The organism is Acidimicrobiia bacterium, from assembly GCA_041676705.1.
In the GTDB taxonomy this organism is placed as follows: Bacteria; Actinomycetota; Acidimicrobiia; order Acidimicrobiales; family SKKL01; genus Actinomarinicola.
In genome coordinates this window covers 257,438-273,500 of record JBAYRL010000001.1, presented here as the reverse complement: position 1 = coordinate 273,500, position 16,063 = coordinate 257,438, and the positions used below count along the sequence as shown (strand labels likewise).

Sequence of the window (16,063 nt, the reverse complement as noted above, 5' to 3'; positions counted from 1 at the left end):
CAAAATGGCTGCAACACCTCGCAAGGTGGAACTAAGTGTTGGTGCCATCGTTGTGGACGATCAACAACGATTGTTGTTAGTGCAACGTGGTCGCCCACCAGCGGTGGGCGAGTGGAGCGTTCCCGGTGGACGCGTAGAACCGGGAGAAACCATGGCCGAAGCCGTGGTTCGTGAAGTCGAAGAAGAAACCGGCTTGGTTGTTTTTTGTGGTGAGCTAGCCGGTTATGTGGAAAAGATTACCGATGAATACCACTTTGTAATCTTTGATTTTTTCGCCTCAACGCTTGACCCGGTGCCACCGGTGCCCGGTGATGACGCGGCCGCCGCTGAATGGGTGCCATTGGCCGAGGTTGAAAACCGTCCCTTGGTAAGAGGCCTAGCTGAGTTCTTGTTCGATACTGGCGTGATTAGCGAGCTGATCTAACCCAATAAAACCGGTCTTTCAAATGGGGATGTTTGCGCCGTAGCAGACCGTAGGGTCGTGTTGTGTAGCCAAAAAGATGTGGCGGCCGCCCAAGCGACCGCCATAGTAACTAGCTCCGTTTTACGGCCAGCATTTTTAAGGCCCGGCCCTGTGAAGGCTCTAGCGGCCCTTCCACTGCGGAGCACGCTTCTCGATGAAAGCGCGTGGACCCTCGGCGTAGTCTTCGGTGGAAGCTAAACGAGCAAACGCTTCTCCCGAAAGACGGAAAGCAGCCTCGTCGTCAACCATGCGACTGGCACGCATGACATTTAGGCTTTCACGCACCGCCAGGGGAGCGTTCTCACTGATGCGCTCAGCTAAAGCCAGAGCGGCGTCTACGGCCTGGCCAGGCTCGCACAATTCGTTTACCAAACCGAAATGATGGGCCCGCTCAGCCGAGATCGGGTCACCAGTTAACAGCAGCTCGGCTGCGATATTTTGTGGCATCTTCTGCGCAAGGCGGAAAAGTGCTCCAGCCGCTGCGACCAACGACCGCTTAACCTCGGGCACGCCGAATCGGGCTTCGGTAGAGGCCACCACCAGATCGCAAGACAACACAATCTCGGTGCCACCAGCTAGCGCAGGACCATTCACGGCTGCAATCAAGGGCTTGGTGCGCTCACGCTGCACGAGGCCGGCGAAACCACCGCGTTTGGTTCCCAGTCCTCCGCCTTCGCCACTGGCAATGGCTTTGAGATCAGCGCCAGCGCAAAAGACTGGACCTTCCCCGGCCAAGACCATTACCCAGACGTTGTCGTCAGCTTCGGCCTTGTCGAGTGCTTCTTCCATGCCAGAGGCCACCGCGGCGTTGACCGCGTTGCGGGCGTCTGGGCGATTGATGGTCAAGATTGCAACGTGACCACGAACTTCATAATCGATCATGGCTGAAACCTTACTCGTCGGCTGACGGAGCGTCGCTAGATTCTGGCTTTTCAACCTCGGCCTCCGCGCCTTGTTCAGCCGCAGGTTCAGCGCTCGGCGGAGGGGCTACCTCACCAGAGGTTTCTTCCGTCACCGCTGGCACGGTTTCTGCTTGGCTTTCAGCTGTTGTCGCAGCTTCCGGTTGAGTTGGCGTGTCGGCAACCTCTGTCGAAGTTGTTTCCGCTGGTTCTGGCGCTGGTTCTGGCGTTGGTTCTTTAGTTTGCGTGCCGTCGGTGGTGTCGGTGCCATCGGCCTTAGCGGCAGGCTTGCGTGTCCGCCTGCGCCGATTAGGGGCCTCCTCGGGTTCGATACCAAAGAGTTTGGCAATCTCAGGAACACGACTGGCCAGCTTACGTACCACGACCAATAGGTTTTCCGATGGTTCCGTTGGAACTGCAACCGGTTTAACTTGCTGGCGCACTGGGGAGTAAGCCACGGCGTCGAGCACCGTTGCCCAACGTTCTTGGGTAATGTCTGGACCAAAAGCCTCGCTAGCGGCGCTAATCAAGGCACCGGCGACATCACCAGGCAGGGGAGAGCCCGCCTTTGGAGGACGAGAACTCAGGCGTAACGAACGCACAACCCGGCCTTCGGTCAAGGTTCGCTTCATGTCCTCAAGCCAAGCGGCATGCTCGGATTCCACTCGGGCTGACAGGCCTTCACGAAGCTGAGCTGCCAAGGCACGGCTTTGTTCGTCGCGGGCAGCTCCGTCGGCGGCTGTCACTACTGAACGTAAGTCTCGCAGGTCGAGCTCGTCGAGGTTTGCTAAGGCCGCGTCAGCGCGGTCAAGCCATTCAGCACTACGCAGCTTCGGCAGAATCCGCTCGGCAATGGCAACCAGAGCATCACCATTAACAGTGGGTTGCCCATTAGCAACCGCTTCTTGATTTTGTTTGTCGATGGCCTGGCGAACGGCTGGGATACCGCCTCGTAAAACCTGCTCAGCAATGGGGCGTTCTTCCTCAGGCAAAGCAGCTACTAGTTCGGAACGATGCTTGCGACCTGGTCGAAGACGCTTTGGCTTGGGTCGTGCGTCTTGTTGAGGACGGGGCGTACGCTCTGCACGCGGGCCTCGCTCGCGACGTTGACGCTTTTCGCCCTCACCGTCACGGGCACCATCTTGTCGCCGGTCACGACGAGGACCTCGCCGCTCGCCGTCGGCTTCGCCACGACCGGTTTCGCCGTCTTTAGCACGGTCACGATCACGTCGTGGGCGGCGCGGCCGGCGGCCTTCTCTATCACCGTCATCCCGGGAACGACGACCTTTGGGCGCAAGCTGTGACGTTACGAGTTCGTCCTCTTTAATTGGTCGCCCAATTATCTCGATTCGCTCGGGCTCTTTCCTGGGCCCTTTTGGTGGTAGCACACCAACGATTTGGATGCCTTCGACGTCAAACTCAGCGTCTGCACGTACTACATCTCCAACCTTTGCACCTTCATAGAGAAGGGCTCCATCCAGCTCTCCTTTGGGCTGGCGGGCACCGGCGGCACGCCACGTCCAAACACCGTCCTCACGGCTGCTGGTAAGTTCAACCTCAATGCGTCTTGGCATAACATACAACGCTAGTCGTCGCGGAGGGTTTCACTTGAAACTGAAACCAGATGAGATCTCCAAAATGGTTGATCAGTATGGTGGCACGCGGTACCAACAAAACGCCGATAATGCACGTTCTGTTAAGCTGTGTGACTGTGTAGCTAAAATTCATCAAGCAATCCCTAGATACAGCCGGGCCCGCTCGCTACTGACGACAATCAGAAAACCACCCTCTGATGGCTTCACTCATCCTCGCACTTCGCCGCCGTACGAACCCTCGCCAGCCAAATGATGAGACTAATTACCATAAATTTGACACGTTTTAATTATTAAAACGCTCTTTCAAGACCCGCTTTCTTCCCTTTCAAAGATAATGTGAAAATTATATTTGTGAAGTTGCGAGTACGATAAAGTATCAACTAGCTGGTATTACATATCGTAAATACGGTTCGAATGGACAGCGCTTTCCAAAATCTCCGTTGACATTTCTTCGGGATTTGCCCATAGTGATAGGGACAGCAGTTGAACACTACAGGAGCAACTTGAGCAAAAGCCCTTGTTGTAGCCAACGATCGACTTAGAGTCGCCATGAATGTGTTTCGGTGTCCGGAGTCGATCCAAGAAAAGGAGACCCGGCATGAAAGAATCCATACCGAGGCATAAAAAGCGACGTTTGGTGGTTGTGGCCATTGCGATTGTCGCTCTGACATCAACCGTTTCGAGCGTCGGTGCCACCGAAAACTCGATCAAAGCCACAGAGACCTACCTAGGTGACCATGGCGCTGAGGTGCACGTTGAACGTGGTAACGATTGCGACGGCACATCTATTGAGGTAATTAGCGGAAGAGTTGACGACCCAACTCCCGATCTTGTCAGTACAGTTATCGTCGAAATCGATGAACGATGCGGTGTAACAATCGTAGAACAGGAGGTAAGAGCACCACTCGCGCCAGAAATTAGCTCGGTCGTTCGAGAAAGCGTAGAGGTTAGTTCGGAGTCGTCATCAATCGGAGAGAACACTTCACATTTCGCTCCAATGGCACTATATGGGAACTATGTGAGATCCTCCCAGACACTGCAGGATATCCTCTCGATTGACATCGCTAAGTTCAAGTGGACACACGACCGTCAATGGGACGATGTTTATAACGCAACCCGGTTCAAGGCAGCTTCGGAGTGCTGTGACGTTTATTGGGGCGAGTCATCGACTTCAGTTGCTTGGAACCATCCGGTAGGAGCATATTTTGACACGGCGGACACAACCTGGCAGCCAACGATTGCACGTTCGTTCGCTCATGGTAGTTTCCACAGTGACTTCCTATGGTGCAATCTTCAACCAGGACAGAACTTCACTCTGTCGACTGAACTGCAGTCCTGGGCTCCCGGTGGATATGATGCAAAGTTCCGTCAGAGCCAGACATGTTCAGGTACCCATATGGCCACTAGCAAGTGGACATCAATAACGCCGCCACCTTACTAATCTGTAATGGCAAAACGCATAATCGCGGCACTGGCCGCGGCGGTATTGCTTAGTGTGAGCTGCTCCTCCTCAACGGATCGAGCAGCTCACACGCGAACAAACTGCGGCACATCGCTAGGCCCTATCAATGATCTTAAGTTGCCTCGCGATCTAAAGGAGACCGCCGAACAAATTCTGCCAATTGAAATGCCTGGTGCTGCAGAGCTGTCTATGTCGATGTTCGAGTTTGAAAGTCTCGAAGAACCAACAGGTGATTTAGCAGTTTTTGTTTTCCATTCCTTAGAGGCTGGCCCACTCATTCCTCAGAGGGCCGTAGCTGAACCAGTCGAAGGCACGACAGGCCCCCTCGGCATTATGGGGGTGAACATCTTGGAAGGCGATTCTCTAATCGCAGCCCTGATGTCGCGGTCTATCCCAACCGACAACTTAATACGAATTGCGTCTGACGCCACGGTCGAGAGCGACGGCACAATTATGTTCCCCGGACATACCGCAAAACTGGTATCCTTACTTCAACCAAGCGATATACCGGGTCTGGGTTCAGTTGCCGTATCTGGAGCGCGTAGCGGCACGATTGAATCGTACACTAATAATCACTCCCGTCACCCTGACGATGACCAACGAGCCGTCGTTATTGCACGCTTCTGCAAAGAAGTCAAAGATATTGGTCGTGCCGAAGCAATGAGCTGGTGGTACGGTGTACCCGTCGAGATCATCGAACATAATGAGCGGCCGATCTACCATCTGTTCTACGATGCCCCCGCGGGCAACGGAATTACGCGTACCCAGTTCTGGGAAGATGAAACCAGTGTCACCATGGTGACAACATATGGATTAACAGTGGCCGAGAACGACCAAGTGGTCGTTGAGATTGCAGACAAGACGGTTACCAAATGAGCAATAATCGAGTTTTAACAATCTTGATTGGTCTATGGGCGCTATTGGGCGCTGGTCTTGCTATCTACACCGCCGGAAACACCAACCGCGATTCTCTGTGGATCGTAATTGCGGCTGCCCTAATTGGTGTAGCCGCAGCGTTGGGATCTGCCGCTTTGGCGTACCGTGGCAAATACCGCGTGGCCGGCGCTCTACTTATCGTGTCGGTGATAATTCCTAGCGCCATGGCCTACATACCCAACGTAGTGGCGCTGCTTGGCGGTCTCGCCTTGGTTTTTCTTGCTCCAAAGCCTGGCGAACGGCGCCGATAACATACACCGATCCAGACACTTAACCATGTTCAGTCGCGCCGTTTTGCGCCTCACTGCCTTACTAATTGTGTCAGTAGTTGGAATCTCATGTTCCGCTACCACTCCTAGCACACCCGCTGCGCCTGAAGTACCGAGCACATTCGCTACGTCATCAACCACCACAACCACGTCTGCCGAAGAAACAACTGACCCAAGGCCGACCTGCCCCAGCTATTCACTGGCACACATCGGTGGTGTGGCCGATGATTCGTTGTTCGAGATTTCTGGTGCCGCTTGGGATCACCGCGACCCAAACGTGGTTTGGGTGCATGAAGACTCGGCCAACCCGGCCGACGTAATAGCCATTGACACCAGCACCGGCAATACCCTGGTGCGCGTCAATCTAAGTGGACACGAACAATACGACTGGGAAGACATGTCATTAGCTACCTCTTCCGATGGCGCAACTTACCTGTTTGTTGGTGACATTGGCGATAACCTCGATAGCCGCGACTACCTGGAGTTAGTGCGCCTACCGGTACCGGAGCTCAACACAACACCTTCGAAAGTTGAAAACTTTGAAACGGTGCAGCTCCGCATGCCAGAACCAGCCAATGCCGAAGCGCTGCTGGTTGACCCACGGAGCGGTGACGTTGTAGTTGTAACAAAAAGTGTGACCGGCTTGGCTCAGCTATTTGTAGGGGAAGAGTTAGCCTTCACCACTTGGAACCCTAACGTTCCAGTGCCGCTGGAGCTTGTAGGTACGCTTGATTTAGGAGTCTTCGGCGCTGTGTTGGCTGGCGATATAAGCCCAGATGGACTAAACATAGTGCTTCGAACGCCAGCAAACCTTTGGTATTGGCATCGAGAACCAAACCAAACTATCGCCGAGGCTATAAACCAGAACCGGCGCTGCTCGCTCCCCTCTCGCTTCGATATTTATGGGGAAGCAGTGGCGATAGCTGACGACGGGCGCTATGTACTGCTAGGAGAAGGGCAGCACTCCCCTATTTACCTTGGTGTGCCAGCCACCTAAAACCGAGTTGCTTAGCGGTGAGCCTCCAAAAGGCGAGCGGGCCAACGAACAGAGAAACGCTGTGGCTAATCACTTTGTCGGTTGAGAACCCACCGCCTAATGAAATCTTCCGGGCTTAGATTTTCTAGGTCTTCACGCAACAAGGTGCCCAAATCCAGCCGATCGAAGGCGGTTTCATCTAGATCGATAATGGTTGCGTTATCTCTAATTTCCACGATTCGATAGCGCTTCAAAATGGGCATAACTGTTCCCATGTCTTGCATGGCACCGGCGGTGACTAAAGTACCCACCCACGACCAAAAACGTTTACGGCGGGGTGCCTTCAACTGTTCAATTCGATAAACGCTACTAGCCGGTTCAAACTCAATCACTGCTAGCCGTTACTGATTTAATTACGTCGATTGTGCGTTCCAAATGCGAAATTTGATCGGCCGCGGTTTTACCGCGAGCTCCAAGGCGCAATGTGGTTACTCCGGCATCCTTAAAAGCTCTTATCCGGTCGCGGACCATGTCTTCCGTACCAATTATGTATGCTGCCAGCACCATTTCTTCTGGCACCGCCGCTACCGCTGCCTCACGTTCATTATTCACCCAAAGCTCTTGAACCTTGGCTGCAGCATCGGCAAATCCCGCTCTAGAGTATGCGTCGTTGTAGAAGTTCGAATCTGCTGAACCCATGGCCCCCAGTGAGAAGGCCATCTGCATTTTTGCATTCTCAATCAGCTTGTCCACGTTCTCGTCAATGGCGACCGACGCGTTCACTTGAATTTCGATGTCCCCAAAATTACGCCCCGCTTTTTCGGCTCCAGCACGAATGCGATCGAGCATGATATGACCTTGTTCAGGAATGAACGAGGTACCAATCCAGCCATCGGCCAGCTCGCCAGTTAGCTCTAACGACTTGGGGCCGAGTGTGGCCAAATGAATAGGCAGCTCTGGCCGAGGTGGAATCGATGGTCGCAACGCCTTTCCTTCACCACCTGGCCTAGGCAAAACGTAATGTTCACCCTGATAACTAATGCGTTCTCCTCGCAACCCCATTCGTACAATTTCTACATATTCACGCAAACGCCCCAGCGGATGTGCGAAGGGCATACCGTGTAGCCCTTCCACCACTTGTGGCCCACTCACACCTAGTCCGAGTGAAAAACGATCGTTAGAAATCTGTGCCAGCGACAAAGCTGTGAGTGCCGTGGCAGCCGGGGTGCGAGCACTTATTTGCATAATGCCAGAACCCAAACGAATGGTGTTGGTAACCGCAGCCAAATACCCCAATGACACTACGGCATCCATTCCCCACGCTTCGGCCGACCAAACCGTATCAGGCCCAAAAACGCTCTGCAGCTTTAACGTATTCCACCAGTTCTCCCCACCCAGAACCGTCGTAATACGCGCTGCCTACCGATACTGAAACCTTCATATCCCCCTCCTATTTAAATATGGTACAGCGGCCGCGTCTCGTGTCTTTTTATCCCAATGAACTCACATACCACCGCTCGACCTAATTGGTCGTTGTCGAAGCTAACCTGACGCCGCTAATTGTTGCGCGATAGCTGTCAATTGGCCTTTAGCAATCTTTCCGATGCTGACTTCGGGCAACTCTTCCAGAACATGAATGGCACGCGGAACCTTGAAATCGGCCAGGTGTTCCCGACAAAACGAGATAAGCATGTCACCAATCTCAGCGGTCTCATGGTTGTCCGCCGTCAAACTTACAAAGGCCACCGGTACCTCGTCGAGCAACGGATCGCGCAGTGCTACGACCCCGGATTCACGCACAAGTGAATGACTGTTCAGTACCCGCTCAATCTCGGCGGCCGCCACATTTTCACCACCTACCTTCAGCATGTCCTTTATTCGAGTGACAAACTGGATCTCGCCTGTGGCTAGTCGCCGCAGCGAATCACCGGTACGGAAGAAACCGTGTTCGTCGAAGGCTTCGCGGTTGGCTGCGTCATCGCCCAAATAACCGGCAAAAAGAGACAAGCCGCGGATGCCGCCCACGCGAAGCTCGCCAGCTTGGCCAGCTGAGACCTCCATACCACGCTCGTCACAAATCCGAGCCTGGTATTCCTTGCTCAGTCGGCCGATAACGCCCGCACTGCCACGGTGCGGAATACTGCCGATAATGACTTCCGTGACGACTTCGCTCATTCCCCACGCTGTCATAAGACGAACTCCGAACAGTTCCTCGATCATCGGTGCCTCAGCACCCGACGACCAGATTCTGTAACTATGCTGCGGAACTGGCTGTCCTTTCAGAGTCGTCAGCATAATCTTCAAGAACGCAGTCACTGTACAGCCATATTCCACGGATAAAGACCAAAACCGGCTAGCACTAAACTTAGGCTGTAACACCACCGTGCCGCCGACCCAAAACGTCGCGAGGAACTGCCAAGAAAGCGCCATAGTGTGAAAAAGAGGCGCATAAACCAAATTAATGTCGGACGAGGTCATTTCAGCATGGCTTGCGCCAACCTCGGCACCCCAAAGCGCGTTGGCATGCGTATATAAAACCGCTTTCGGCCGAGCGGTGGTACCTGAGGTGAATTGCACGCAAAGCGGGCGTTCAGCCACGGGGTCTATCGGTGGAAGTGCCTGCGCATCACCGTAAAGCTGTTCGCAAAGTCCGGTTTCATCGTCCATTAGCTCTACAAAACGGCCGTCGAGCAGCGGCTCTAACGTTTCCAACATCGGTTGGTGCGTGATGATCCCAACAGGCTTGGTCAGGCTGGCAGCATGTACTAATTCGTCGGTGTTGTAGCGCACATTGGTATCAACGGCTACGGCACCAATACGTGCACAGGCAAACCAGGTAATCAAGAAGGCTGGAGAATTAGGCAGCACCAACATGACTGCATCAAGCGGTCGAACTCCTCGTTCGATCAAACCACTGGCCGTCCGGTTGACAAGATCTTCAAACTCTTGGTATGTCCAAGCAGCTTTCTGTTTAGAGGGCCCAGGTTCCCAATAGAGAAACGGCTTATCGGCATAAACCGCAGCGCGCTCACGAAGAACACTCGAAACGTTCATACCCAGATATGGATGTAGTTGCGGCAGGATGATCGAGCTCGTTAGTTTCACAGGATTTTCAACTCTCCTCTAGAGATTTACTAGGCAAGCAAGGCTCTGGTTTGTGCGCGGGCATGGTGCCAATCTTCGATTAGCTCTGCGACCAGTTCACTGGTACTAACAATGCGAGAAACAGCACTCACCGTATGACCACCGCTTCCAGCACCGCTCCGCAAAGTGCTCGCTGACACACCGTTTGGAGCTACGGTTACTGCCACATCATCGATCGAGGCATTTATCAGGCCCGATCGCCATTCCTCGTGAGCACCACTTTCATGGGTGGCTATGAAGCGAGTTCCGAACCAACCAAGGTCGTAGCCTGCTGTTATCGCAGCCCAAAGTGCATAACCATCACTCATTCCGCCCGCTACCGCCAGGGGAATATCACTGATTGCTCGCACTGCGCGCACGAAAGCCAAAGGGTTTGCCCATCCGGTATGACCTCCAGCGCCAGCGCTAAGGAGTGCTAAACCATCGACACCAAGTTCCAGTGCTTTCTCTACGTGTCTCATTGAAGCTACGTCTGCAATTACCAGAATTCCCGCTTCATGTAGCGGCTCGATTACGGCCGACGGGTTTCCGACGCTCGTTACTACCAGGGGCACCTTGTGTTTTACAATGGTTTCAAGGTCACCCTCTAAGCGGTGGTTTTGTCGACCAACTATCAAGTTGGCCATTAGCAAACCTGCACGATTATCGTGCGCTGTAGCTCGGCAAATCTGATCAAACCACTCGTCAAGTTGCAAAAGCGAAATGGCGTTGCTTGTTGGAAAGGAACCGATAACTCCGGCTTTGATTGCTTCGGAAACCAACTCTGGTGTTGAAACGGCGGTCATGGGTGCCGCCGCAGCCGGAATAGCGAGCGATGCAATCAGCATACGTAACGGATCAAGAGTGGTGTTGCTTCTTGTTGACGGCATTCTGCAACGATCCCCCAAGGACGTTTAGTCGGGTCCGGTTTCTTAGCTTGGTTCCATGCCACCTTGCACACCAGGAACTACCTGAGTTGCACTGGGCGGCGGCACCAAACGGTCTGTTGTTCTTGAACCATCTGTCACATTGGGTTCATCACTTGGCCAGGTCTTGAGAGGCACTTCGGGTAGCAGCAAGCCAAAGAGCAACATGATGATGGCCACCGGTACCGCGATTACAAAAACGCTCTTGGTGCCTGCCACTACCGAGTCGATCACGATCGACCTCATTTCGTCTGGCAGCAAACGAATCTGGCTGGGCGAAGAGAGAAGCTCGTTAGCATCGAAGTCGGCGTCGCTAGGCAAACGCTCGGCCAGTACGTTGCCCATTCGCGCCGCCAAGGCCGCTCCGTAGGCCCCTACTGCAATTGTTTGGCCCAAATTTCGGGCAAAGGTAATGGTGGCCGTGCCAGCACCCATATCCGACATTGGCAACGCATTCTGGGCGATCGTGGTAGCCGTGGGCATAACAAAACCCATACCAATACCCATCACCACCAGCCACGGCAACAGCCCAAAAGTACCCGTTTCATTGTCTATCTGGGTTAAGGCAACCGACGCCGCCAGAATCAAAGCCGGGCCAGCCACAATAAAAACCTTGTACCGGCCAAGTCTGGTCATTAGGTTGCCCGCCACGATCGAACCACCGGTCATCATAACCATCAGAGGTGCCAGCGCTAGCCCCGATTCGGTGGCCGAGGTATTGCCCACCACCTGCAAAAACAGGGGTAAGAACGCGTTTGCCGCGATCATGGAAGCCCCGGCGGCCAAGCTCATTAGCACGGCAAAGGTAACAACCTTTGAACGAAAAATACGGGGCGGAATCATTGGTTCAGCGGCCTTGAACTCTTGGCGAACTAATGCTGCGGTGCTGACCAGAGCCAATGCGCTCAGTCCTAAAATTGTTGGAGATGTCCACGGAGATCGATCGCCACCCCAGGTCATCACCAGAATCAAAGCGGTTACTGCTACCACCAGCAGCACTGCGCCTTCCACATCCACACGGCGCTTGACGGTAGGCACCGGCATTCGCAACACTCGATGCACTATGGCCCAAGCCACAAGCCCGACCGGCAGGTTGAAATAGAAAATCCAGCGCCAGTGCAGGCCGTCAACAAAGAAGCCACCAATCAGAGGGCCAATTAGCGCGGCCGAAGTGAATACGCTGGTGAACCAGCCGATATAGCGACCGCGTTCCCGGGGCGAAACCAAGTCACCAATAATCACAAAAGTCAGCGAGGTAATACCACCGCTGCCGATACCTTGAATCGCTCGACCTATTACTAGTTGCGTCATGTCTTGAGAAGCTCCGGTCAGAGCCGACGCCACCAGGTACCACACGATAGCGATCTCAAAAAGTCGCCGCCGACCCCAGAGGTCAGAGAACTTTCCCCACAACGGGGTTGAGGCTGTGGTGGTGAGCAAATAGGCGGTGAGAATCCAGGGCAGCTGGTCTACCGAACCTAGCTCACCTGCCATCGTTGGTAATGCCGTTGAGACCACCGTGGATCCGAGAGCAGCCAAGAATAAGGCGATGAGCAAGCCGCCAAATGCGGTTAATACCTCTTTGTGTGTTAGCCCGCTTGGGCTGGTGTTACCCGCATCAAGATGACTAGCACTGTTCACAGAGCCATGACCAGGAAAAGGTGCTCTAGCGTCTCCAGCACCACTTGCTTTGGTGCCGTTTGATTGAGATTTACGCACGCTCACCGACCAACCCCCCGGAACGTAGCTAGCGTCTGGCCTCAACGTTAGTAGATCAACCTCCAGCTCTGGGTCGAATTCACTCCTTAGTGACGGACGACACTTTTAGGCGTCGGTGGCGTAGTCCCCATCGGGGTGATTACTTTCTCCAAGTTTCCAATAGCCCCGTGTGACCAGGTTTTCTACCGGCATCCCGCGATCAAGAAGCGCTCGGCGAATTTTCCGTACTGCTTTGGCTTCAGTGGCCACCCAGATTCGCAACTGATCATCGGGCGCCACATCGGCCAGGGCGTTAATTAAGGTGCTACCGGGCTGTTCAGTAGCAGCTAGGGTATGCCATTGCAGCCTCGCATTTGGATGTTCTGGCATGACAATGTGAGCATCCTCACCCCGAACCTCAATGTCAACGGTTATTTGTGCCGATGTTGGTAGCGATTCAAGTAGCACTGCCAGGGCTGGTATGGCGGCTTCATCACCAGCCAGATGAAATTTTGTGGCGTCGGTATCTATTACATAGCCTCGTCCAACTCCCCCAACCGCTAGTTTCATTCCGGGCTTCGCACTTTGCGCCCAGGTACTAGCCTCACCGTGTCCATGCAGCACGAAATCTAAGACCAATTCTTTGGCGTCACGATCAATTCGTCGTGGAGTGTATGTTCGAACTACGGGACGCGGGCGGTCTTTCGGATACATCAGACCATCGGGTCCCATCTCTGGTAGCGCCGGTTCGGTTTCACCTTCGGCGGGCAAGAACACTTTGCAGTGGCCAGTGGGGTCACCTTCGGGCCAGTCAGCCAAGGCCTCACCCGTAACGGTAATGCGTACCATATGGGGCGAAAGATTTTCTACCCGAGCCACTTCGACTGGCCGGGGTGGCTTGCGCGGGCCCCGTCGGCCACTTTGTGGGGCGGATGGAGCGGCAGCGTTATTACTCACTTATGTACCTCCATAAGCGTTAGTCGAAATAAACACCAACTAATTTGCCATCAATTTCATGCACATCAATATGCATATCGAACACTTCGGCAAGTGATTTAGAACAGATAATTTGGTTTGGTGTGCCTTCACTTATTATTCGACCATCTTTCATCGCAATAATATTTTGGGAATGGAAAGATGCGAAATTAATGTCATGCACTACCAAAACTACGGTTTTGCCAAGTTCGTTGGTCAGCTGCTTGAACAACCTCATCATGCTGGCCGAATGGCGCATATCTAGGTTGTTGAGCGGTTCATCTAATAGTACATAGTCGGTGTCTTGACACAACACCATGGCAATGTAAGCCCGTTGGCGTTGACCACCTGAAAGCTGGTCGAGATAGCGATGGCTGAGGTTGGTTAGTTCTAAATATTCAATCGCTGAATTTATATGTACTTCATCTTCTGGGGTTAGACGACCTCCCGAGTAGGGAAACCGTCCAAAAGCCACTAATTCACGAACCGTTAAACGGACCGATAAAAAGTTCTCTTGGCGTAGAACTGACAGCCTTTTCGCTAGTTCCCGGCTAGGTGTGGTGTGCACCGGCAGACCACCGACAACCACAGTGCCGCTGTCGGCATCTTGCAAGCGGCCTACGATAGATAAAAGGGTTGATTTTCCAGCGCCGTTCGGGCCGATGATTGACGTTACTTGGTGAGCAGGAATGGTGGTAGAAATATCATCTAACACCTTGACCGCGCCATATGATTTATTGATATTTCGTATTTCTATCAATGTTTCGCTTCCCTAATGAGCGCACCAATGAAGTAAATACCACCAACAAAGTTAATAATAATACTCAGCGTGGTATTAAAACGGAAGATTTGTTCTAGTATAAGCTGACCACCAACCAAGGCGAGCACACCCAAGAGAACCGCGGTTGGAATGGTGAAGCGGTGTTTGAACGTGCCTAACAGTTGGTACGAAAGGTTGGCGACCAACAGTCCAAAGAAGGTTATGGGCCCAACCAGGGCAGTGGATACAGAAACTTGAATTGCCACGAGAATCAGCACCTTATTAACAACCCGGTGGTACTCGACTCCGAGGTTCTTACTGTGACTTTGACCAAGGGCCACCACGTCGAGGGTGCGCGTTAGGCGCCAACCGTAAAGGCTGGTTGCAACCAGCAACACGGCAGCAATTCCCAGCAGGTCTTTATCAACTGAACCAAAGCTGGCAAAGAAACGGTCTTGTAGAGTTACGAAGTCGTTGGGGTCAATAAGGCGGGAGACCAACGAAGTCAAGCTGCCAAACATGGCCCCGAAGACGATTCCCACCAGGACCAGCACGTAAATATCGCTATCTTTACGACCAAATAGCCATTTATAGAGGATTCCGGCAAAGACAATCATTAACGATACATCCAGCAGGAACATGCCTCGGGGTCCGAAGTTACTAAAGACACTAGTCCCAAAGAAATAAGCTATTACAGTTTGAATTAAAACATAGAGAGAATCGAACCCCATGATACTAGGGGTAAGTATTCGGTTTCCTGTAACGGTTTGAAACAATACCGTGGAATAGGCAATACCCCCGCCTACCAAGGTCATGGCCATGACCCGTCGGCTTCGAAGCTCAAAGACGAATGACCAAGATCCACGAACGTTCATGGTCATGTAAGCAATGGTGGCACCAGCTACTGCCAAGCCCAACACAGTTATTATGAGCCAGGCACGTTTGCGATTGGTGCCGTCATCTACCGCACTGCGGCCAAGGGTTACGTTAGCTAGCACGGGTACGACCGCGAAGAATTAGAACAATGAATATGGCGCTTCCAAGTACGCCGACCACGGTACCAACGGGGATTTCATAGGGGTATCGAATGGTTCGGCTAATTATGTCCGCTACCAGCACGAACGCCGCGCCACTCATGGCGGTGACCGGCACTATTCGGCGGAGGTTGTCACCTAGTGACATGGTGACAATGTTGGGCACAATAAGCCCTAAAAATGGGATCGCCCCTACTGTCACTACAACGACTGCCGTGATCACTGACACCAAGGCAAGCCCGAGGTTAACCGTTCGTTCGTAGTTTAAGCCCAAGTTGGTAGCGAAACTTTCGCCCATACCGGCCACGGTGAACCGATTAGCAAAGAGGTAACCAACTATCGTGGCGGCGGCCGCAAAATACAGCATTTCATAGCGACCGCGTAGAACACCGGAGAAGTCGCCGTTGGTCCAGGCACTCATGGTTTGGAGTAGATCGTAACGGTAAGCAAAAAAGGTGGTTACCGATGAAATAACTCCACCGAACATGATGCCTACCAGTGGCACCACAATCACATTGGCAAAGGTGATACGGCGCAGTAGCTGCAAGAAAATGAGGGTGCCTAACAAGGCAAACAGCACCGAAATAACCATTTTGGCCATAACCGACTGGGTACCAAAGAACATGGTAGCCACCAAGATACCCAGACTGGCTGACTCGATCGTGCCTGCTGTGGAGGGTGCCACAAACCGGTTCCGCGCCAGGTGTTGCATTATGAGTCCGGCCACACTCATCGCTGATCCCGAGAGCAGCACGGCAAATAAGCGAGGCACTCTGCTGACAAAGAAAATCTCAAGTTTTTCTTCATCACCCGAGAACAAGTCGGTGAAAGAAATATTGCTCACACCGACAAAAAGGGAAAAAAGTGAAAGCCCAACCAACCCGATGGCCGCCACCACCAAGTGCCAGCGGCGAACACGTTCGGGATTGCTGACCGAGCCGGACCCT

Annotated in this window: 16 protein-coding genes; 5 read left to right on the top strand and 11 right to left on the bottom strand. The window is 53.2% G+C overall.

What is annotated here, in order from left to right; all coding sequences use genetic code 11:
- The first annotated feature begins 4 nt into the window (after positions 1–4).
- Positions 5–424 (top strand): NUDIX domain-containing protein, encoded by a 420-nt coding sequence (locus WC184_01400; GenBank protein MFA7476533.1) that lies wholly within the window; start codon positions 5–7, stop codon positions 422–424.
- 159 nt (positions 425–583) lie between these two features.
- On the opposite strand, the gene WC184_01395 is transcribed toward WC184_01400, so the two are convergent.
- Both WC184_01395 and WC184_01390 read right to left on the bottom strand, forming a co-directional pair.
- Complete coding sequence (locus WC184_01395; protein ID MFA7476532.1) at positions 584–1,345, bottom strand: crotonase/enoyl-CoA hydratase family protein; 762 nt, start codon at positions 1,343–1,345, stop codon at positions 584–586.
- Between the two features lie 10 nt (positions 1,346–1,355).
- Positions 1,356–2,936: a hypothetical protein gene (locus tag WC184_01390; GenBank protein ID MFA7476531.1), complete on the bottom strand. Its 1,581-nt coding sequence runs from the start codon at positions 2,934–2,936 to the stop codon at positions 1,356–1,358.
- A gap of 619 nt (positions 2,937–3,555) precedes the next feature.
- Here WC184_01390 and WC184_01385 point away from each other — a divergent pair.
- The 4 genes from WC184_01385 to WC184_01370 are packed head-to-tail and all read left to right on the top strand — an operon-like array spanning position 3,556 to position 6,621.
- Positions 3,556–4,398, top strand: a complete 843-nt coding sequence (locus WC184_01385) for a hypothetical protein (protein ID MFA7476530.1) — start codon at positions 3,556–3,558, stop codon at positions 4,396–4,398.
- Positions 4,399–4,404: 6 nt separating this feature from the next.
- Positions 4,405–5,295 (top strand): hypothetical protein, encoded by an 891-nt coding sequence (locus WC184_01380; GenBank protein MFA7476529.1) that lies wholly within the window; start codon positions 4,405–4,407, stop codon positions 5,293–5,295.
- Complete coding sequence (locus WC184_01375) at positions 5,292–5,606, top strand: hypothetical protein (protein ID MFA7476528.1); 315 nt, start codon at positions 5,292–5,294, stop codon at positions 5,604–5,606. Before WC184_01380 ends, WC184_01375 begins: the two co-directional genes overlap by 4 nt.
- 25 nt (positions 5,607–5,631) lie before the next feature.
- A complete protein-coding gene (locus tag WC184_01370; GenBank protein MFA7476527.1) occupies positions 5,632–6,621 on the top strand; it encodes a hypothetical protein in 990 nt (329 codons plus the stop codon).
- A gap of 65 nt (positions 6,622–6,686) precedes the next feature.
- Here the strand turns inward: WC184_01370 and WC184_01365 are convergent, their stop codons facing one another.
- The 9 genes from WC184_01365 to WC184_01325 form a co-directional block, all read right to left on the bottom strand.
- On the bottom strand, positions 6,687–6,992 hold the full coding sequence (locus tag WC184_01365; GenBank protein ID MFA7476526.1) for a hypothetical protein: 306 nt from the start codon (positions 6,990–6,992) through the stop codon (positions 6,687–6,689).
- The gene (locus WC184_01360; protein MFA7476525.1) at positions 6,985–7,914 is read right to left on the bottom strand and encodes an LLM class flavin-dependent oxidoreductase; all 930 of its coding nucleotides are present in this window, start codon (positions 7,912–7,914) and stop codon (positions 6,985–6,987) included. Before WC184_01360 ends, WC184_01365 begins: the two co-directional genes overlap by 8 nt.
- 228 nt (positions 7,915–8,142) lie before the next feature.
- On the bottom strand, positions 8,143–9,705 hold the full coding sequence (locus WC184_01355; protein ID MFA7476524.1) for an AMP-binding protein: 1,563 nt from the start codon (positions 9,703–9,705) through the stop codon (positions 8,143–8,145).
- Positions 9,706–9,734: 29 nt separating this feature from the next.
- A complete protein-coding gene (locus tag WC184_01350) occupies positions 9,735–10,613 on the bottom strand; it encodes a nitronate monooxygenase (GenBank protein MFA7476523.1) in 879 nt (292 codons plus the stop codon).
- 42 nt (positions 10,614–10,655) lie between these two features.
- On the bottom strand, positions 10,656–12,374 hold the full coding sequence (locus tag WC184_01345) for an MDR family MFS transporter (protein ID MFA7476522.1): 1,719 nt from the start codon (positions 12,372–12,374) through the stop codon (positions 10,656–10,658).
- Positions 12,375–12,473: 99 nt separating this feature from the next.
- Entirely contained in the window at positions 12,474–13,304 is an 831-nt protein-coding gene (locus tag WC184_01340) for a siderophore-interacting protein (protein MFA7476521.1), read from the bottom strand.
- A 19-nt stretch (positions 13,305–13,323) separates the two neighbouring features.
- Entirely contained in the window at positions 13,324–14,082 is a 759-nt protein-coding gene (locus WC184_01335) for an ATP-binding cassette domain-containing protein (GenBank protein MFA7476520.1), read from the bottom strand.
- Positions 14,079–15,080 carry an iron chelate uptake ABC transporter family permease subunit gene (locus WC184_01330; GenBank protein ID MFA7476519.1) on the bottom strand — a complete coding sequence of 334 codons (1,002 nt, stop codon included), beginning with the start codon at positions 15,078–15,080 and terminating at the stop codon, positions 14,079–14,081. Before WC184_01330 ends, WC184_01335 begins: the two co-directional genes overlap by 4 nt.
- Positions 15,070–16,017: an ABC transporter permease gene (locus WC184_01325; GenBank protein ID MFA7476518.1), complete on the bottom strand. Its 948-nt coding sequence runs from the start codon at positions 16,015–16,017 to the stop codon at positions 15,070–15,072. The genes WC184_01330 and WC184_01325 overlap by 11 nt, the downstream gene beginning before the upstream one ends.
- Positions 16,018–16,063: the final 46 nt, after the last annotated feature.

Excerpts from the sequence above, each read along its gene's own strand:
- WC184_01350 (MFA7476523.1), bottom strand. The coding sequence starts at position 10,613 with ATGCCGTCAACAAGAAGCAACACCACTCTTGATCCGTTACGTATGCTG.
- WC184_01385 (MFA7476530.1), top strand. The coding sequence starts at position 3,556 with ATGAAAGAATCCATACCGAGGCATAAAAAGCGACGTTTGGTGGTTGTG.
- WC184_01360 (MFA7476525.1), bottom strand. The coding sequence starts at position 7,914 with ATGGATGCCGTAGTGTCATTGGGGTATTTGGCTGCGGTTACCAACACC.
- WC184_01395 (MFA7476532.1), bottom strand. The coding sequence starts at position 1,345 with ATGATCGATTATGAAGTTCGTGGTCACGTTGCAATCTTGACCATCAAT.
- WC184_01380 (MFA7476529.1), top strand. The coding sequence starts at position 4,405 with ATGGCAAAACGCATAATCGCGGCACTGGCCGCGGCGGTATTGCTTAGT.
- WC184_01400 (MFA7476533.1), top strand. The coding sequence starts at position 5 with ATGGCTGCAACACCTCGCAAGGTGGAACTAAGTGTTGGTGCCATCGTT.
- WC184_01375 (MFA7476528.1), top strand. The coding sequence starts at position 5,292 with ATGAGCAATAATCGAGTTTTAACAATCTTGATTGGTCTATGGGCGCTA.
- WC184_01370 (MFA7476527.1), top strand. The coding sequence starts at position 5,632 with ATGTTCAGTCGCGCCGTTTTGCGCCTCACTGCCTTACTAATTGTGTCA.
- WC184_01390 (MFA7476531.1), bottom strand. The coding sequence starts at position 2,936 with ATGCCAAGACGCATTGAGGTTGAACTTACCAGCAGCCGTGAGGACGGT.